Below are 19625 nucleotides of genomic sequence, written 5' to 3'. Positions count from 1 at the left end.
TTACTGCTGCCATATCCAGTGTGTCTGCCGGGAGACGATAGAGGAGGCCAACCGTATTGCTGAAGAAAATCACGAGAACGAATTCCATCTGGACGAAGTGGCTGATTTCGTATCTATTCATTTTCCTTGTTCCGGTTCTTTTGGGAATCGTTTTTTATTGGCAAACTTTGCATATTGTAGAGCAGGAAATTGATTTGTCGAATGAGAAGCTGATTTCACAAATGAGGGAATTGACAGACAGTCGCATGAGAGATTTGGAGCGACTTGGACTGGAATTATCGCTGAACAACGAAATTATTTCTTTTGCCAATAAAGAAATCAAGGATCAGGGCTCCGATGATTATCATTATGACGCGCGCCAGCTTACCCTCATTTTGAACAACTTTAAGCTTACCAACGAATATATTGATAAAATCATCCTCTATTATGATAAAAGTGGAACGGTAATTACCAACGACAGTCGAATATTGGTAGGGCAGTTCGAGAAAATGTACCAGCCTATTTCTCTCCATCAATCATGGAGCAAAATACTGGACAGCAGATTTATAAAGGGATTTTTTCTGGTGAAGGATATGTCCGATCCAAGTGATGAAGCCCAGATCATGCATATTAGAACCCCTTATATGAAAGGCCTAGGCAGCGATGGTGCTTACATCATGTTTACAGTGAAGAGTGACAAGCTGTTGCCGCATGCAGAGCGAATCCAATTACACAAAGACAGCTATTTTGTCATTCAAGATATGAGCGGCAAGGTTATTGCATCTACAAGCAAAGCTGCGGCCAACAGCGTGCCTCATATGAACCCATTGACATTAACAGATGGGATGCAGGATGTTGAGATAGAAGGGCAGAGACTGACAGTTCGATACACGACCTCCAATGTGACGGGATGGAAATACATTTCGGTGACGCCCTCGAGCGTTTATATGGAAAGCGTCTGGAGCGTGAAGCGTCTTATCGGGATTTACATCTTGCTCTGTCTGGTTGCGGGTGCGCTGGTCACTGCGTTCGTGTTGCGTCGGAATTACAATCCTATTCAAGCACTCATTCGCAATCTTGCAACTAAATCCGGCACAAAGATGGACGGATCGATTAATGAATATCAGTTCATCGCTAAGACGCTGTATCAGAGCCTGGAATCGACGGAAAAAACGATGGTGCAACTGAAGCAGCAGGGGAACGCCCTGCGTAACCAATTTCTTGCTTCTCTAGTCAAGGGGAAGCTGGGAGCAACACTCCCTTTGCATGAGAGGCTGGCTGCTTACGAAATCCAATTTATTGACGCAAAGTTCGCTGTTGTCGTTGTTCAAACGGAGAATTGGGGGAAGCTGGCTACCGACGAACCTGAAAAAAGTTATGACCATGAGAAGCTGCTCCATTTTTTTATTACCAACGTAATGGTAGAGCTGGCTAGCGAAAGCAATCAAGCGTACATGTTCGAGGCAGATGATTTTCTTGTCTGCATCATCAATGGAAACTCCCTCACGGCGAAGGAACTTACCAGAGTTGCTCAATTAGCCAAAAAGTTTATATATGATAGCTTGGAAGTAAAGTTAACCGTATCTTTAAGCGATATTCATGAAGATGTTTGGAAACTTCCGCAAGCGTATCAAGAAGCGCTGGAAGCGATGGAGTACAAGCTGGTGATGGGCAGCGGAGAGATGATCAGCTATACGGATATTCCGAGCGAGGAAGTTAGCCATCGAGGATATTATTACCCCTTGCACGTGGAGCAGCAGCTAATCAATTTTGTTAAATCCGGTGATTTCCAGCAAGCTCGAACAGTAATCGACAACATCCTTAATCAGCACTTAGCTGCCGATTCGGTCACTGTTATGTTGTCCAGATGTCTCATGTTCGACATTATCAGCACAATATTGAAGACGATAGATGAACTGAATCATTTTCAAGGGATCGACGAGATGAACAAGCCGCTGGAGAGGTTGATGAACTGCAAGACCATTCAGGAAATGCGGGAACATTTATTGGTCATTTTGCAAGAGGTAACGAATCACATCCAGGCACAACGAGAGCTGAATTCTAATCACTTTGGCAAAAAGGTCAAGGATTATGTACATCAAAATTACCATAACCCGGATTTGAACATTTCGGCCATCGGGCAATGGTTTGAGATGACACCCTCCTATCTGTCCAAACGATTCCGTGAGGAGACCGGGGAGTCCCTGCTTGAATATATAAACTTGTACCGCATCAGACAAGCGAAGGCATTGCTGCTGGGTGAATCTCTTTCCATTGCAGATATTGCTTTAAAGGTCGGTTATACCGAGTTCACTACATTTAATCGGATATTTAAAAAGTATCAAGGAATTACGGCCGGGAAGTACAGAGAAACCGAGTCAGGGTGAGAAGTAATTCATAGCCGTGTCAATCCGGCTTGAACGAAGATTATTTACGGCCAAGCTCCTAAAGGCGGAGGCATTTTTGAATGCCTCCATTTCTTTTGAAAAAATGGCGAAAATAAACCTAGGTTAAGGAAAGCTTCCTTTTTATATTCTAAACTTTACGTAAGAAGGGGGATGTTATTATGAATCCATCAGGACATACCGTATTCATTACCGGCGGCGCTTCGGGAATCGGATTGGCTTTGACCGAGCAATTCGTGAGGCATGGAAACAAGGTGATCGTCGCAGGCCGCAGCGAAAGCAAGTTGTCCGAGGTAATGTCGCGTTATCCGGAAGTGCATGTCATTCGGTGCGACATCAGTGAGGAAGGGGATATGAACAGGCTTGTGAAGTGGCTGAGCGAAGAGCATCCCGATCTAAGCGTGCTGATCAACAATGTGGGAATTCAATACAACTACGATTTCAACGATTGGAAGGCACTGGATACGGACAACAAAATCAAGGAGGAAACGGAGATTAACTTCGCGCCGATCAGTGACCAGTCGTCATCTCTACGTTCAGCGTCGGCTGTGTATTGTCGACCCGGAAGCGCCCGGAATGCCAGGTGGCTGCTCGATCCAACAGGGAGCCCTGAACATGCAAAAACCATTCCTCTTCGGTCAACTGTTCAATCTCGTCACCACTTTCGAATGAGCGCCATTCTGCTTCCGGAGCGGGCTCAAGGTCCGTGTTCGTCCAGATGTACTTGAGATTAAAGATGCCGTAAGCATCGCCTGACACAGTCGTTGAGGCCGTTCGCATACGGCTCGGAACTTTTGTTGTCTCGCTCATTTTCCGATGTTCCGATGCAACCGAAGCTTTCTTGCCGTTTCGATTCCGATCATTTTCCACGCTGTTTCCTCGCCTGGGGACCATGTATTCTTCTTGCGTTGCTTGTCTCAGCAGTTTAATAAACTTTTTTTAACAGCTCAAAAACTTCTTCTATCGTGAGGCCAAAGGATTTGTAATAGGAAGTGTCGATCATCATCTGCTCCAGGATCGTTTTATTACGTTTTTGAAGCATCTCATCGGGCGAGAGCTCGGTGACAAAACATCCTTTGCCGGTAACGGTATAAATTAAACCGCATCGTTCGAGCTCTTCCCAAGCCTTTTTCACGGTAATGATGCTAACCCGAAGCTCCGTGGCCGCTTGTCGGATAGGCGGCAAGCTATATCCGCCTCCAAGTTCGCCTTTAAGAATTTGAGCGCTGATTTGTTCGAATAGCTGTTGATAGATGGGTTTCTCGGATGTGTTCGAAATCGCAATGTTCATTATATATCCACTTTCTCAAACCTTTTGTTGGCTATAGAATAAGCCATTATCGTAAATATTGCAAAAATCGCAATGCCAATAAGCAAGATGGTGAGTTGAACAGCTAAATTGTCGGCGCCGGCTCCCTTAAATAGATCAGACACAAACGAATTCTGTATGCCAAGCCATTCTGCGCCTCCGGCAAACAGGATAGCGGCTGTAATCGATGCAACCGTTGCCGCGCCGTATTTATACGCCGTCTTGTAATACATAGGGATTAAAATGATATTAAAGATTGCCAGCATGACGAAACATAACCCCCAGAAACCAAAGGATGGCTCATAGAAATAGTAGATCAGATTCGGATATAAGCGAACGCTAATCAGGCCATATATAGCGGCGACAACCACATGCAATAATTCCAGAATGACAATAAAAGAGACCTTTGCTTTCACCATGTCCGATTTCGTTACTGGCAGCATGCTTGTAAACATTAAATCGTTTTGACTTTTGAATCCCCCTAACATATTCGGTACCGTAATGAAACAAAAGTATAGGAGAACAAGGAAATAAAGCCATGCCGGAACCAACATTAAGGCGCCTGTCAAAAAGGGCAGCACATAAAAAAACGGATTTACGCCTAACTTTAATTCTTTCTTCAATAAGTTATACATGCATATTCTCCTTTCTCGAGAAATAAATCATAATCTCCTCCAAATTGGGCACGGCGGATTTAATATCTACAGACGGATCAAAGTCTTTGGTATGAATTAAGCCTGTGAATCCGAAAGAATTTATTTTGTAGGCAATGAGCTGGTCTTTGAACAAATCCAACTGCTCTTTTTTGCCATTTAGCAAACGATACGTATCGACAAACTCTTCTTTCTCGGCGCTGTTGATAATTTGGCCGTTGTGGATATAGGTAATATAATCGGCGCATTTCTCCAAATCGGATGTGATATGGGTTGAAAAAAGGATGCTGATTTCGCCGTCTTGCACTAGCTCCTGAAAAATATCAAGCAGATTGTCTCGGGCAGCCGGATCAAGTCCGCTTGTTGGTTCATCCAGAATAAGAAGTTTTGCGCCGTGCGACAAAGCGAGGGTTAGGCTGTATTTAACTTTCATTCCGGTCGATAGTTCGGCTATTTTTTTGTCTTCGATCAAGTTGAATTTTTTTAGATATTTGTAATAGGTGCCATCATCCCAATTGCGATAAAACGGTTTGATCACATTCGTTAACGTTTTGATTTTACTGCGGGTATAGAAATTAATGTCACCAAATGCGTAGCCGATTTCTTGTTTCAATTCGACTTCGTGTTCGGCCATGTTTTTGCCAAAAATACTGATTTCGCCGCCATCCATGCGACTCAGATTCAAAATGGATTTGATGGTGGTTGTTTTACCCGCGCCATTGGCACCGATAAAGCCCATAATATATCCTTTTTCCAGTTGGAAAGATACGTCTTTCAATTGAAAGTGCTCATATTTTTTATTCAAATTTTTGATATCCAATGCAAGCATAAAGTTATCCTCCGCTCAAAATTGTGTATGTTGTGCATACACAATATATCACTGAGGGAATTCAAGTGTCAATTCCTATTTCGAGTTCCGTTCGGGACCGCCCAAAGCGGATAAGAGGCGCTTGGACCGAATGAGAAAAAATGACGAAAATAAACCTAGGTTAAGGAAATCTCCATCTTTAAGTTCTACACTTTACGTAAGAAGGGGGTTGTTATTGTGAATCCATCAGGACATACCGTATTGATTACCGGCGGCGCTTCGGGAATCGGATTGGCTTTGACCGAGCAGTTCGTGAGGCATGGCAATAAGGTGATCGTCGCAGGCCGCAGCGAAAGCAAGTTGTCCGAGGTGAAGTCGCGTTATCCGGAAGTTCATGTCATTCGTTGCGACATCAGTCAGGAAGGGGATATGAACAGGCTTGTGAAGTGGTTGAGCGAAGAGCATCCCGATCTAAGCGTGCTGATCAACAATGCAGGAATCCAACACAACTACGCTTTCAACGATTTGAAGGCACTTGATACTGACGGTAAAATCAAGGAGGAAACGGAGATTAACTTGATCGCGCCGATCAGACTTATCGCCCAACTGCTGCCGCTGCTTTCCCGTCATCAGGAGACCGCTATCGTCAATATTTCATCAGGTTTGGGCATCGCGCCCAAGAAGTCCGCCCCGGTTTATTGCGCGACGAAAGCAGGACTGCATATCTTTACGAAAGCGCTCCGGTATCAATTGGAGTCGACTCCCGTAAAAGTGTTTGAGATTATTCCGCCGCTAGTCGACACGGCTATGACGAGCGGCAGGGGGAAAGGCAAAATAACCGCCGAGCAGCTGGCCGCGGAGTTTTGGCGATCGTACCGCCGCGACCGGCTGGAAATTGCTATCGGCAAGGTTAAACTGCTAACTTGGCTTAACCGATTGGCTCCGGGCGTAGCCGAAGCTATTTTGAAAAACAGCTAGGCTACTAGATTTATACGATCATTTCTTCTTAATCTCCGCTATGCGAAGCAGCATGACAGTTGCTTCTGCGCGGGTAGCTGCTCCGCCCGGCACGAAGCGATTGTCGCCGCGACCGATGACGATTTCCAGCTGGCGGATCGAAGCTACGGCGCCCTTTGCCCAGGCAGGGATCTGCTCATTATCGGTAAAATCCGAGAGGAGGTCGGCATCCGTTGGCAATTCGAGTGCCTTGGCGATCATGACGGCCATCTCGGCCCTGGTAATTGTCGCTTCCGGCCGGAAGGTGCCATCCGGATATCCAGTTACGATGAAGGAATTCGCTGCTTGCGAAATTGCCTGCTCTGCCCAATGATCTTTGCCTGCCATATCGCCGAACATGGGGACGGACTCGACGCTTTCCCATTGAAAGAGTGCTGCCATCATTAAGGTGAATTCCGCGCGGGTAACGCGATGATCCGGCCCGAAACTGCCGTCCGAGTAGCCTTGCACGATTCCACGACAGCTCGCTTCGATGATAGACGGTTTTCCCCAGTGACCGGCGATATCGGTGAAAGCGGATGGCTTGGAGCACGCGGCTTCTGAAGGAGGAAGCTCGGCTTCGTCTCTTTCCAGCAAAATCTTGTATGTTCGCTTGGTCCCATTTTCCGCGGTGACCACGATCTCGAACAGGTCGGCTTCCTCTTCCAGCGAGATATCAGCCTTTACTCTGCCTGATCCGAGAGCTTGTCCACCCAGCGATGTCGATGCCAGTGCATGATCCGGCAACATGGTCATGGTGATGCTTTGTACATCTGGGTCGATTCGCAAATTATATTCCGAGACGTCTCCAGAAAATACAGGAGCGAGTTCTCCGGTTGATACGATCAGTTCCTTTAGCCAGGCATTGCCGGACTTCTCATACGAGGGTGGAGTGATGTTGATTTTTACGATGTGTTGCTCTGCAGCTGATACATTCCCTGCCTGATCGATAGCTGTAATTTTCAGTTGATAGGTGCCATTGGCAGCGAATGTTGCGGAGTACGTGTTTGCGGAGTACGTGTTGCCTGGATAGGCTGCTGCCGAACTCTGCGAGTCATATTCCGTTTCAACCACGATTTCACGGATTTCACCTAACGAGTCGGACGCGGTTGCATGGACTGTAACAGGCGATGCGTTCCATGTATCGTTTAGATATGGAGCTGCTGATGGACCAGTGGTCATCTCCACGCTCAGCGTCGGGGGCGTCCTGTCGAGCCGAAAGCGCTCGGAACGCCAAGCGGCTGCTCGATCCAACAGGAATCCTTGAACATGCAAAAACGATTCCCCTTCGGAGGATTGTTCTATCTCGTCGCCGCTTTCGAATGAGCGCCATTCTGCTTCCGGAGCGGGCTCAAGGTCCGTGATCGTCCAGATATACTTGAGATTGAAGATGCCGTAATCATCGCCTGACACAGTCGTTGAGGCCGTCCTCGCCCAGTCTTGACCATCAGGGGCAAAGCGAATATCGGGCAGAGGTATCGTTGCCGCATCTATAAAAGGAATGTTGAATTCGATTGCATAATTATGCGCTGGCGAACCGGGTGATCCGATGATGGTAAAGTCGGGTCTATTTTCACTGAACGCATCGCGCTCGATCGTGGTCACGCTTGGAGGAATTACGGCATACGCAAGATCATTATTATAAAAAGCATTGCCTCGAATAAGATCTACAGTAGACGGAATCACTATGGCGGTTAGCGCATTGTTCTCAAATGCAGAATACCAAATCGTCTCCAAACCTTCATTTAATATCACTTTATTAAGCGCGTTGTCTCGAAATGCGGCATGAGCGATACTTTTTACGGTTTTCGGAATTTCAACTTCGGTTATCGCATTGTCAGAAAAGGAACCATATCCGATTTCCTCCAGCTGCCCTTCATTTAATTTCAACTTTGTGAGTCCGTTTTCTCTAAACGCATTCATTCCCATACTGCTCACACTAGCGGGTATTTCGATTTCCGATATGTCATTCGTAGCAAATGCCACTGCATCGATGGTTTGCAAGCCCTCGTGCAAGATAACTTTTTCCAGCGCATTACGCCAAAATGCGAATTTCCCGATGTATGTCACGCTAGCCGGTATCTCGACTTCCGTTAGCTGATTTGTACTAAAAGCCTCGTCTCCGATCGTTTTAAGGCGCTCATGAAAAGTAACTTTTGATAGATTCATCCACTTAAACGCTCTATAGCCGATAGCCGTCACCGGAAGTTCACGCGCTGTTTCCGGAATAACAATTTCCGTATCCGTTCCATAATAATAAAAAATCTCGGCATAATCCGAATAATAGTCGAAGCTGAAATCCGAAAGCGTCGCATCGGCTCTAGTGGCACCTCCCGATACGAACCATACGGAACATACAACGCCTACCGCCAGCAACAGTCTCCTCCAGTCAAATCCTCGCAACATACCTTTCATCCTTCCACCTCGAGTTTGCTTATAGTGTAACAGGTGGCAATGAAAGAATTATGAAAGAAACGAGCCTCATACTGTTACGAAGACATAACAGCAGCCGACCATATGATCGGCTGAGGGGTTTAGTATTAAGCAGAATTACCCGTTAAACTATTTTCAAACATATCGATGATAACAAGGAAGTGTTCGGCTTCGCGAAACACATGATCCGCCAATAACGGATGAATGATACTTTTTATACGGCAGGCTTCAATCATGTCTCGGGCTGTTTTTTTGAAGTCGCGAAGCGATTTGACCGACACCTTGTTTTGATCTAAAAATTGGTCGAGCAGAGGAAGCGTTTGCGATTCTGGACGCATCGATTCCAAATCCCTTGCTTGATACAGCAAGGTGTCGAATTCCTGGCTAAAATTATTTGCTTGTTCCACTAGTTGGCGCTCGGAAGGATCAAGCAAGTGGCTTATAAATTTAGCGTGATCGGCCATAATTCTTAAAAAGAATACGTTCTCGTCAATAATAGCATCAGGGAGAGGCTCCAACCTGCCGGCATTTAATTCCGATAACCGATTTCTAAAATAATTGGCTTCTCTGCTAACATGATCGACCAACAAGGGGAAGTTGTTTGCGCCAGGAAGTTGGCACCTCAGTATTAAACCGAGCACTTTTAGTTTAAAAGCCCAAATATAAGAAACGGCTATGTGTACTTCTTCGTTGAATCTTTTAATCACGGAGGGATCTGTTCCGATGTTAAATGCATTGGATTTGTTTTCGATTGCTTCAAAAATGGCATAGAAGTGATTGGCCTCATTAATTAATTGGGTATCATCGCAACGAAACCCTAGTTTAAGAAAAAGAGAATGCTCTTTCATAATTCGGGACCAAAACCGAACTTCCTCTAAAGAACGGGCAACAAATGACTGATCTAACAACGGCAGCCTCTCCCTTTTAAAACATGATCTTTAGAGTACTTTATGAGTGGAGAATTTGTCCTATTCTCTATCTGGAGTTATTAATTTGGCTACTGGTGGAGCCCGTAATTTATATTGGGAGGAAACAATGTAGGAGTGCGGAGATTGCCGTTATCGCGCATAAGCTGAAGGGACTCGCATTATCTGCAAGCGAATCAAGCTTCACAGACATCAAGGGGCACTGGGTGGAAGCGTATATTGCGGCTGTCCGGCAAGTGGATCTTTTGAACGGATACCCGAATGGCAGCGGCGGTCTGCTCCGTTCTCTTATAGACAGTATGGAGTGTTCAAGAATAACGACTATCATTGGTGCCCGACAGAGCTGTACAGGCTGGAGCGGTAGTATTTGAGCGTTGCCAGAGATCTTGCCACCAAACTGATCCAATATCAGCGATACGAGCCGGCCCTAATCGTACTCCGCTCCCGCCTGAGGCAAGCCGCTGGGCACTTGATAATCGATAGAATGCCTTGAAAGGGCTGTCTCAAAGTATGGGACAGCCACTGATTTGTCATGCCTAGCTTACAGGCTGCACAGCCGGAGCCGCGCCGAGAGCAGGCGGCGCAATCTTCTTATTGTATTTCCAGAAGTGGATGCCCAGCGCGATGCCCATGCATACGAAGGCATATAGTACCAGCTTGAGCAGAAGCTCTCCCGTACCTCCCCCTCCGAAGAGGAAGTTGAAGTCCAGATGAACCGGATAATACATAACCGTCCACTGACTAATAAACTTGAAGAAGGGGTACATCATCTGCGGAGCCATGACCGCGCCGCTCGCGATCGTCATAACCAGCATGATCGGAATGTTGACGATCGAGCCCATCTGGCCGAACAGCATGAAGAGGATTGTCATGAATTCAATGGAAGCCAGCGTCTCCAGCGAATGCGTCAGCCAAACGCCGAAGAAGGACGCCGCGGAATGCTCCTGCATCAGGAAGTAGATGGCGAGTCCGGCCAGCGGCGCGAGTATCGATACGACGACATGCGCGCCTTGAAGCGCGAAGAACGATTGCCACTTGCCCATCCTGCGCTTAAGCGCATGGAAGCCGTTAAGGGAGATCATGGTGTACATCATGGCGCCGGTGTAGATGGACATGACAAGGAACATGGGCGCCATCAGATTGTGCATGCCCGGCGGAACCTCGTTCGTAAGCACAATATTGGCGGCTACCTTGGATGGAATGCCGGCTGCCAATGCCGCGGCTTCTTCTTCGCCGACGCTCAGCTGTTGCAGCGTGCCTTGAATCGTTTGAACCGCAAACTGAGCGTTTAACGCGTCGGTCGCCTGAGTGACGACGGACTGCATCGTCGACGCCGTGGTGGACGGATTGGATTGGTTAATGAAGAAGTTCAGATTCACTTGTTCGTTTATATCGCCAATCTTCTCCGAGAAGTTCTCGGGGATTTGAATAATCATATGAATGTCGCGATTGTCCAGATCCTTTTTCGCCTGCTCAAGCGAGGAGGAAGTATCCAGCTTAAAGGGCAGCTGTCCGCTTAGCCCTTCGGCGATCTGCGCTCCCGACTCTCCCTTGTCGTGATTGAGCAGAGCTACAGTCAAGCCGGGCAGATTCTTCGGAATGGCCGTGTAACCCGGCAGGAAAACCAGCAGCATCATGGACTGGAAAATCAGCAGCATAACAAAGCCGGTGACGAAGGCCTTATTCGTTAAAAGAGCGAAAACGTTTCTCATGGACGGCACCTCATTTCTTAATTAATCGGTTGCGAAGACGCGAGCGGGTTCGGCTACCTGCTTCGCGGCCGTCTTCCGCCAATAAATCAGCGTATTAATCAGAATGGCCGCGGCGGCAATAAGAACGAGGCCAAGGATGTGCTCGCCTGTTTTGCCCCCACCGAACATAAGACTTAAGTCGGATTGCCCGCTGTAGTACATGACGGAAATATAGCTAATGATTCGGTAGAAGTCGGGCATGATAGCTTGAGGCATCATTAAACCGCTTGTAATGGATTGAACCAAGATAAAAAATAATGAGATCAGCATCCCCGCTTGCCCTGCAAGGAAGAAGAAAATACCCATAAATTCGATTGCGGCGAACATCTCGAGCGCGTGCAGCCCCCACATCTTGAAGAAGGTTTCAAAGCCGTAGCCATGAAAGCCGAATGCGATCGCTAGGCCCACGACCGGGGCAATGACCGAGACAATGGCGCTGACCCCGTGAAAGGCGAGGAAAGCATGCCATTTGCCCATGGAAGGGGCGAGGCTCTGGGCTGCGCCTGTTCCCAGCATGGCGAAAATCATCGCGCCAACGAGTGAAACCATGGACAAGAACACCGGAGCCACCTGGTTCTGCATGCCGGCCGGAATCGGATTCGACAGGTTGATCTCTGAAGCGAGCTTCGTCGCAATGCCGGCTGCAAGCGCCTTGGCTTGCTCTTCGGGCATGTTATGCGCGAGCAGGAGCCGCTCGGCATTCTGTACGGCGAATTGTTGATTCAACGTAGACGTCAACTGAGTCGCTACTTGCTGCATCGAAGAAGCGACCATTGCCGGAGTCGACTGGTTAATGAAGAAATCCAGCGGAGCTTGCTCGCCCTCTGTCTGGAGCTTCTCCGTGAAGTTCTCCGGAATATGGATAATCATATGGAGATCCCGATCGTCCAATTCCTGCTGTGCATCCGCAAGGTTTACATTCGTAATGAGCTTGAACGGAAGCTCGGAGGCCAGGGAATCGGCAATTTCCTTGCCATATTGCTTATCCTCGTTCACGATGGCAACGCTGAGCTGGTCCAAATTGTCCGACATCGCGCCGTAACCGCTCATGTAGATGGTGATAAAGACGATTTGATAAAAGACAGCCATAAAGATGCCGCCGATAACCATTTTCTGCTTGAACAGCGTCAGTATGTTCTTCATTCCTTCTGAACTCCTCTCCAATGAAAATAATCTAGACTGAATACTCTAATTAGGGTAATATAAATTGTAGAATAACTGCGTAAGCTCTTTCATGTCAATAGGGCAAATTCGACTTTGAGGGTATTCGACCCGGACGGACCTGGAAACAGCAAAGACGCCCGAATCGGGCGTCTTCGCGGTTTATGCTCACGTATAGGAAAGCATATGGCTAAAGCAGCGACGTATCCTCAACCTGTGGAATCAATTCAAAAATGTAACGGACACCGCAGCTGCAAGTGCGAGGAGAGGCCAAGCTTATGTCGCATGTCACACACCGCGTACCACTTGTAGCATGTTGCGTACCGCATGTCGCACACCACGTACCACATGTCGCATACCGCGTACCACATGTCGCACACCACGTACCACATGTCGCATACCGCGTACCACATGTCGCATGTCGCAAGCCTCGTACCGCATGTCGAGTCCGCATGTCGAGTACCGCATGTCGCATCAGAAAATAGAGGGAAAAGCTCCCTTTAATATGGACAAATCCGGCCATCGGTTCGGCTTAGAGGGAAAAGCTCCATATAATCGGGGGGATTCTGCCCGAATGCCGTGATTCGACCTGGATTAGAGGGAGGGTTTCCCTCTAAAGCGCAAGCAAGAGCGGAGAGGGGTTCATTAGAGGGAGTTTTTCCTCTTATTCATGAAAAGGGGTGATCGAAGAGTCAAGAGCGCCATTTTTGAACAAATTGTCATTATTGATTTCCGTCCGCGGCTATCCGCGATCGGCGTCATTGGATGTTGAGAAAACGATTAGGGTTGGCGATTAATTGGACCTGGTGCGTTCGAGCACCCTTTCGAGCCATTCGAGGTCCGTCTTGGCCCTGTTCATTGCATGCTCTTGCAAGTTCTTTGCATTTAAAACAATGGGATGTTCATTGGATTCCGGAGGCACATCGTTCCAAATCTTCTCATATCGGCGGATTTTTTTGTTCATGGCCTCAATACAATCCTCCAGCATGCCAACGACCCGCTCGCGGCTCACATGATGGATGAACAGAATGCAGGGGTAAAGATCGCTGACCTCTTTAAAGCTACGGAAGCTTTTGTAGATCATCTCGACAAGCGCTTCCCGACCGAGTTCGGTAATGCCGTATAAGGTTCGTTCCGGACGGTTCTCCTCCCGAGAGGTCATCATTTTTTCGACGAATTTCCGTTTCGTCAGCGCTTCGAAATGATAATAAAGCGTGCCATCGGTAATGCGGATTTCCGGAGCGAGACTTTCTTGTTTAAACATCTTTTTGATGTCATAAGGATGACGGTGTCCCTCGCATAAGATTCCGAGAATAAAGATTTGCAGCGACATGCTTTGGCGACCTCCGTCCCTTTGTTTTCCTGAACAATCAAGATGATGTTCGTTCAGGTCTCAAGCTCTATTTTACACGAAATCAGATTCTGGTACAGTATTGGAGAATTAGAGGGTTACGACAAAAGAGAAGGAAGGGACTTCGATGAAAGCAAGCGACGTGATGAATGCGCAAGTATTCAAGGTGAAGGAGACGGACACGGTCCGAATGGTCATCGAGAAGTTCATCGACCACGGCATCAGCGGCATGCCGGTTGTCAATGAAGCCAATGCGATCGTCGGGTATATCAGCGACGGCGATATTATGCGATTTATCGGAAAGTCGGAGCAGGGGATGTTTGATGCGATCGCATACGCCTTCGTTATTCAGCTGGAAGATTATCAGGAGCCTTTCGAGGAAAGAACGAAGCGGCTGCTTAACCTCAATGTCATGGAGCTTGCCCGGAAGCGGGTCGTCACGATCGATTGGGATCGAGATATCGAGGATGTAGCGGCTATTCTGGGGAAGAAGCGCATCAAGAAGCTGCCGGTTGTGAGAAACGGTGTTCTCGTTGGCATTATCAGTCGTGGCAACGTCGTTCGTCACGCCTTCAAAAATTTGCTTTAAGAGGTATCGACTCGCATTTAAAAAGGTAGTTCATAATAAATGCCAAAAGGTACAGTCTTCTCAATAATGTTGAGAGCTGTACCTTTTATTATGACCGTTAGCCGCTAAATAACTCCGCCATTGTTTTTGAGATTCTCCAGCAAACGTACTTTCGAATCGTTAAGATGCGTATAAATGGCCTCTCGCATAAGCGCGATATCGCCGGTTCGAATGGATGCGATAATCGCGTAATGCTGCTCGAGTGCAGTCTCCACCATCGTTCGGGTGATGAGGGAAGACTTTGCTGCCGAAAAGCGGTAATTCATCAATTGCTGATAGATGTCCGTGTTCCTTTGATTGCCACCCATTCGAATAAAAGCAAGGTGAAAAGCCAGATTGTATTCGGCGAGTTGATTGGAGTCAAATGGAGAGGAGCGAATGGTACTTTCGGTGAGCGACAGAATCTCTTCCATACTTGCCAGGGCTCCATTAATCTCATCTGACGCTAGCTTTGGAAGATTCTCGAGCACCCAGTATTCGAGCATAAGACGGGTGTCGATAATATCCAGCAGCGTCTTCTCATCGATAGCTACGACAAAGGTTCCGACCTTGGAGACGGTTTTGATCAAACCTTCGGTCTCCAGACGATTAAGCGCTTCCCGAATGGGCGTGCGGCTGACGCCTAGCTGGTTCGCTAATTCAGGTATGGATATTTTCTGATTGGGCTTAAACGTTCTGCGTATAATTTGCTCTTTCAACACCGAATACGTTTTGTCCCATAAGTTGGAGTTGTCGAGTTTAGGCAGATCCATGAGCAATAACTTCCTTTGCGTAAAATGATTGTAGCCGTAGCCGTTTCAACTTGTATAGTAACATGGGAAATCGGTCCAAGTAAATGATGCATACAACATACCAGATGTAGGAGCGCAGCGATATTGTTTGTTGACAGACCGGAAGGATGTCGATAAACTACTCATAAATGATGTATACAACATTTAACGATTCGTGTTAATTGGATTGTTCCAACACTAATTCAACTGAAGGAGCAGCGGAAAATGATCAAACCAGCAGGAATCATACCGGCAATGGTTACGCCGTTTACAGAAAATCAAACTTTGGATGAGGCTGGCCTGCGTGTTCTTGTACAACGATTTATCGAGCAGGGTGTGCATGGATTATTCTGTCTTGGAACGAATGGCGAGTTTCTTATGCTTAACAAGCAAGAGAAGGTCAGAATTGCCGAGATTGTCGTCGAAGAGGCTGCCGGGCGAATTCCCGTATATGCAGGAACAGGCGGAATAAGCACGGATGAAACGATTTCTCTGACGAAAGAGATGGAGCGGGTAGGCGTAGAAGCGGTATCGGTGATCACGCCCTACTTTCTAACGTTCTCGCAGGATGAGCTGACTCTGCATTACCAACGGATTGCGGCTTCCACTAATCTGCCGATTATTCTCTACAACATACCGAATCAGACAGGCAACTCGATTCAACCGCAAACAGCAGCCAAACTCGCTCGGGAATCGAATATTGTCGGGATCAAAGACAGCAGCGGCAGAATGGATGTCATTCTGCAACTTTTGGACGCGGCTGATGAATCGTTCGCGGTATTGGCGGGGACGGATTCTCTTATCCTGCCTACGTTGATGGCTGGCGGAACCGGCGCTATCGCGGCAACCTCGAATGTGCTTCCGCGGCTTGTCGTATCGATCTACAACAACTGGGCAAACGGTGACCTGAAAGCGGCTCAACAAGCTCAAGACGCTATTCGCCCGCTTCGCAACTCCTTTCAATTAGGAACGATCCCTTCGGCATTAAAAGAAGCGATGAGCCAGCTGGGATTGCCGGGGGGACCCGCCCGCTTCCCGGTAAAGGGATTAGGCGAAAGTCAAAAGCGCGAGGTTGCAAAGATGCTCCAAGCCTATATAGAATCAGGTGCCATCGCAAAGGAGGAGATAAACGTTGCCAGCTTTGAACGCACGGATCGATGATCAATTGGCGAGCGGCAGAAGAAGTTTAAGGACGCTGCCGACAACCAGTCTTCTCGGCCCGACAGGGGCCAGGCTTTGGGCGGATTATCTGGATCCCAAGCCTGGCTTTAGCGGTGCGATAGACTTTATTCACAAATTGAATATTCCGCTGTTGTTCACCGTCGAATCGGATCAAGGGACTGTATTCGAGCCTTGCAAGCTGAACTGGCATCCCAGCTACTTGGCCTTCGAATATGAGAGCGCTTCGTTGTCATTGCGCGAGCATAAGTTTGTCACCTGGAACGATTGCGCGGTAGCCGTGCAAACATGGGAAAATCGCGGCCCGGATGCCATCGTCATCCGATTAAAGACGGACCCCCATATCCTGCAAAATAAGGATCAGGGTATGATGTCAGGCGTCTACTCGGCAGAACGTTATCCGTTCGCCATACGGACTGTGCTAAAACTAAGCGATAACAGGCTTTACGAAGGGTTGGAGCTGGCGCCGGGCCAGCAGGCTCGGCTTGTCATTGCCGCGGCTATGGGCATCGCGGAGCAGGATGATGCCGCCGCTTTGGAACGGCGGGCAGCCGCCTTCCTCGAACAACCGGCCGAGGATATCCTTCCGGCGCATCAAGCCGAATATCAGAGCTGGTTTGATCAAGCGCCCCAGTTCGCATGCAACGAACCTTTGATCACCAAAACCTGGCATTACCGCTGGTTTCTTATGCGGCATAATTTAGCCGATCCAAGGGTAGGGCAGCTGCAATACCCGCTTTTTTACGAAGGGCGCTCGCATAAGATGTCCAAGACGCCATTTGCCCCGCATGGCTGGGAGTTCTCGAAGCTTATTCCGCTTACCGCTCCGATGCATTTGCTCGAAGCCAGATGGTATCCGGATCGTTCGTACGGGGATGGCATATGGAAAAATATGATGGCAAGCCAGGATGACGACGGCCTTTATCGTTGTTTGTTAGTCAATGAAACGCTGCATTCTTACGCGAATTTTATGGGATGGGGCGCCTATCAATATTATTTGATCCATCGGGACAAGGAGATGGTCCGGCAATTGCTGCCTTCCCTTAAGCGCCAGGTAGATGGCGAAAGCCGGTTGATGGGCAATGCGGAAGATCGTTTAATCATTGAGTACAAACATAATCGGACGGGGAAGGAATACCAGCCGAGCTATTGGTACTTTAACGACTTCCCGAAAAACTGCAAGGATCCGGAGCTTGTAACGCCGCTCAAACGCGTCGATCGCTCGATCTATCATTATTTAAATTGCATCGGCGTCATGAACTTATGCCTGGCGTTAGGCGATCCCGAGGCCGAGAGGTTTGGAGAACAGGCAGATCAAATCAAATCCGATGTCTTATCCGGCATGTGGGATGAGGAAAGTCAATTTTTCTACGATTTGCATTATAAAGACAACCGGAAGGCTTTTGTCAAAAATATTGTCGGATTTTACCCGTATTGGGCCGGAATGACGGATGACCGCCACAAGAACGGATTAGACTATCTCTTCGACGAACGTTACTTTGGGACACGCAATCCTTTCCCGTCTGTTGCCAAGGATTGTCCCGTATTCTCGGCCGAAGGGGGTTGGCAGGGCAATTTCTTTAAAGGAAGAAACGGCTGTGTCTGGAATGGTCCAACTTGGCCTTATACGAACAGCGTTATCCTGGATGCGCTGGCGGAGGAGAGCAAACGAAGGGAGCATGTCTACGACAAGGAGTTCGGACATGCCTTCAGAGAGTACTCCATGCTGCATTACGCGCAGCGGGACCTCGACAAACCTTATTTGGTGGAGCATTATGACAGTATGACGGGAGAGCCGATCAGCGATGACGTGGATTATAATCATTCGTACTACATTGATCTCGTGATCCGGCATATTGCGGGTTTAAACGTGCAGGAGGACGGAATCGTACTCGATCCTGTACATGTCGGTTTAACCCATTTCGAGCTGAATAATGTGAAAATTAACGATGACGCCATTCGTGTGACTTATAACATCTCAGCCTCGCAGGATGGGAACTTGGAGCAAGGTTATCGCTTATACGTAAACAATGAATTGGTGCTTCATAGCGAGCAACTGCAGATGATGAAGTATACGTTTCCACGATCATCGACAAAGGAATGAGCTTATGCGACCTTATCAATTCCAAACTGCCGACAAAATTGCGGCGGGATGCCATACGCTGGAGAGACTGAACGAATATTTGAATGTGCTTCCGCCGGTTCGAACCGCGCTGGTTCTATCTCAGCCGTCCATCGTTAAGGCTGGATACGCGGAGTCAGTCGTTCGACAGCTGGAGCAATCGGGCATCGCATGCCAATTAAATGCGGATGTGAGGCCGGAGCCGACGGATCGAGCTATTATCGAGATATTCGAAAAATATAAAGACGAAGGATACGATATGGTAGTGGGGATCGGAGGAGGGAGCGTGCTCGATGCCGCCAAAATTTTGTCTGTCTTGGCGACTAATGCAATGTCTATCGAAGAGATGCTGGGCATCGATAAAATCGCGGCGGCGGGCGTTCCCTTGATTCTGATTCCGACTACGTCCGGAACGGGATCCGAAGTAACCCCCAATGCGATTGTAACGCTGCCGGAGCAAGAGCTCAAGATCGGAATCGTCAGCCGTTACCTGCTGCCGCAACTCGTCATCATCGATCCGCTGCTTACGCTTGGGCTGCCTAAACCGATTACGGCAGCAACGGGCATGGATGCTTTTACGCATGCCTTCGAATCGTTTATCTCGAACAAAGCCAATCCATTTAGCGATATGTTTGCTCTGGAATCCATGCGTCTCATCAGCCAAAACATCGAAACGGCGTATCATCATGGCGATCAAGCGGATGCGCGCGAAGCGATGATGCTCGGGTCGATGTATGGCGGCATGGCGCTTACCTGCGCGGGCACCGCGGCCGTGCACGCGATGGCTTATCCGATCGGCGGGAAGTTCAATATCCCCCATGGCGTCGCGAATTCGATGCTGCTGCCGCATGTGCTGGAGTTTAACCTGGATGCGATCGCGCATCGAATGAATCTTGCAGCTTCCGCTATGGGGATAACGGATTCGCATCGCTGCTCCTCCGGGGAAGCGGCGGATCGCGTACTCGAGCGAATTACGAAGTGGACGTCCGCGCTCGACATTCCACAGGATCTGCGAAGCTTCGGCGTCACCGATCTGGATGTGCCCGACTTGGCCATCGCGGCTTCGAAGGTTACCCGATTGATGGACAACAATCCGAAGCAACTGACAGTGGACGACATCGAGAGCATCTATCGACAACTAATCAGATAAACAG

16 protein-coding genes are annotated in these 19625 nt (G+C 48.2%); 7 read left to right on the top strand and 9 right to left on the bottom strand.

Annotated elements, in window-relative coordinates:
• Positions 1-56 precede the first annotated feature (56 nt).
• Together H7F31_RS25220 and H7F31_RS25215 are read left to right on the top strand one after the other, a co-directional pair.
• Positions 57-2366 carry a helix-turn-helix domain-containing protein gene (locus tag H7F31_RS25220; RefSeq protein WP_187101040.1) on the top strand — a complete coding sequence of 770 codons (2310 nt, stop codon included), beginning with the start codon at positions 57-59 and terminating at the stop codon, positions 2364-2366.
• Between the two features lie 179 nt (positions 2367-2545).
• Positions 2546-3112 carry an SDR family NAD(P)-dependent oxidoreductase gene (locus H7F31_RS25215; RefSeq protein WP_187101039.1) on the top strand — a complete coding sequence of 189 codons (567 nt, stop codon included), beginning with the start codon at positions 2546-2548 and terminating at the stop codon, positions 3110-3112.
• A 197-nt stretch (positions 3113-3309) separates the two neighbouring features.
• Here the strand turns inward: H7F31_RS25215 and H7F31_RS25210 are convergent, their stop codons facing one another.
• Genes H7F31_RS25210 through H7F31_RS25200 form a run of 3 tightly spaced genes read right to left on the bottom strand, consistent with a single transcriptional unit; the run spans position 3310 to position 5175 of the window.
• A complete protein-coding gene (locus tag H7F31_RS25210) occupies positions 3310-3675 on the bottom strand; it encodes a GntR family transcriptional regulator (RefSeq protein WP_187101038.1) in 366 nt (121 codons plus the stop codon).
• Positions 3675-4328, bottom strand: coding sequence for an ABC-2 transporter permease (locus H7F31_RS25205; RefSeq protein ID WP_187101037.1), 654 nt, complete (start codon positions 4326-4328; stop codon positions 3675-3677). Before H7F31_RS25205 ends, H7F31_RS25210 begins: the two co-directional genes overlap by 1 nt.
• Positions 4321-5175, bottom strand: a complete 855-nt coding sequence (locus H7F31_RS25200; RefSeq protein WP_187101036.1) for an ABC transporter ATP-binding protein — start codon at positions 5173-5175, stop codon at positions 4321-4323. The genes H7F31_RS25205 and H7F31_RS25200 overlap by 8 nt, the downstream gene beginning before the upstream one ends.
• 216 nt (positions 5176-5391) lie before the next feature.
• Between H7F31_RS25200 and H7F31_RS25195 the strand changes: the two genes are divergently transcribed.
• Positions 5392-6132 carry an SDR family oxidoreductase gene (locus H7F31_RS25195; protein WP_187101035.1) on the top strand — a complete coding sequence of 247 codons (741 nt, stop codon included), beginning with the start codon at positions 5392-5394 and terminating at the stop codon, positions 6130-6132.
• Between the two features lie 18 nt (positions 6133-6150).
• Here H7F31_RS25195 and H7F31_RS25190 read toward each other — a convergent pair whose 3' ends face one another.
• From H7F31_RS25190 to H7F31_RS25170, 5 genes are all read right to left on the bottom strand, one after another.
• Positions 6151-8556 (bottom strand): leucine-rich repeat protein, encoded by a 2406-nt coding sequence (locus H7F31_RS25190; RefSeq protein WP_187101034.1) that lies wholly within the window; start codon positions 8554-8556, stop codon positions 6151-6153.
• Between the two features lie 134 nt (positions 8557-8690).
• On the bottom strand, positions 8691-9491 hold the full coding sequence (locus H7F31_RS25185; RefSeq protein WP_397373042.1) for a DUF2935 domain-containing protein: 801 nt from the start codon (positions 9489-9491) through the stop codon (positions 8691-8693).
• A gap of 554 nt (positions 9492-10045) precedes the next feature.
• On the bottom strand, positions 10046-11221 hold the full coding sequence (locus tag H7F31_RS25180) for a YhgE/Pip domain-containing protein (RefSeq protein ID WP_187101033.1): 1176 nt from the start codon (positions 11219-11221) through the stop codon (positions 10046-10048).
• Positions 11222-11242: 21 nt separating this feature from the next.
• On the bottom strand, positions 11243-12403 hold the full coding sequence (locus H7F31_RS25175) for a YhgE/Pip domain-containing protein (RefSeq protein ID WP_187101032.1): 1161 nt from the start codon (positions 12401-12403) through the stop codon (positions 11243-11245).
• A gap of 811 nt (positions 12404-13214) precedes the next feature.
• On the bottom strand, positions 13215-13754 hold the full coding sequence (locus H7F31_RS25170) for a PadR family transcriptional regulator (protein WP_187101031.1): 540 nt from the start codon (positions 13752-13754) through the stop codon (positions 13215-13217).
• A gap of 145 nt (positions 13755-13899) precedes the next feature.
• Here H7F31_RS25170 and H7F31_RS25165 point away from each other — a divergent pair, with 145 nt between their 5' ends.
• Positions 13900-14361 (top strand): CBS domain-containing protein, encoded by a 462-nt coding sequence (locus H7F31_RS25165; protein WP_187101030.1) that lies wholly within the window; start codon positions 13900-13902, stop codon positions 14359-14361.
• A 104-nt stretch (positions 14362-14465) separates the two neighbouring features.
• On the opposite strand, the gene H7F31_RS25160 is transcribed toward H7F31_RS25165, so the two are convergent.
• Positions 14466-15152 carry a GntR family transcriptional regulator gene (locus H7F31_RS25160; RefSeq protein ID WP_187101029.1) on the bottom strand — a complete coding sequence of 229 codons (687 nt, stop codon included), beginning with the start codon at positions 15150-15152 and terminating at the stop codon, positions 14466-14468.
• Positions 15153-15395: 243 nt separating this feature from the next.
• Here H7F31_RS25160 and dapA point away from each other — a divergent pair, with 243 nt between their 5' ends.
• The 3 genes from dapA to H7F31_RS25145 are packed head-to-tail and all read left to right on the top strand — an operon-like array spanning position 15396 to position 19621.
• Complete coding sequence (gene dapA, locus H7F31_RS25155; protein ID WP_187101028.1) at positions 15396-16331, top strand: 4-hydroxy-tetrahydrodipicolinate synthase; 936 nt, start codon at positions 15396-15398, stop codon at positions 16329-16331.
• Positions 16303-18453: an MGH1-like glycoside hydrolase domain-containing protein gene (locus H7F31_RS25150; RefSeq protein ID WP_261800125.1), complete on the top strand. Its 2151-nt coding sequence runs from the start codon at positions 16303-16305 to the stop codon at positions 18451-18453. The genes dapA and H7F31_RS25150 overlap by 29 nt, the downstream gene beginning before the upstream one ends.
• Positions 18454-18457: 4 nt before the next feature.
• On the top strand, positions 18458-19621 hold the full coding sequence (locus tag H7F31_RS25145; protein WP_187101027.1) for an iron-containing alcohol dehydrogenase: 1164 nt from the start codon (positions 18458-18460) through the stop codon (positions 19619-19621).
• The last annotated feature ends 4 nt before the right edge of the window (positions 19622-19625 follow it).

The sequence above is a fragment of the Paenibacillus sp. PAMC21692 genome (assembly GCF_014303795.1).
Classification (GTDB): domain Bacteria; phylum Bacillota; class Bacilli; order Paenibacillales; family Paenibacillaceae; genus Pristimantibacillus; species Pristimantibacillus agaridevorans.
Note: the sequence above shows the minus strand (reverse complement) of the source record. Positions and strands in the feature narration are given on the sequence as shown.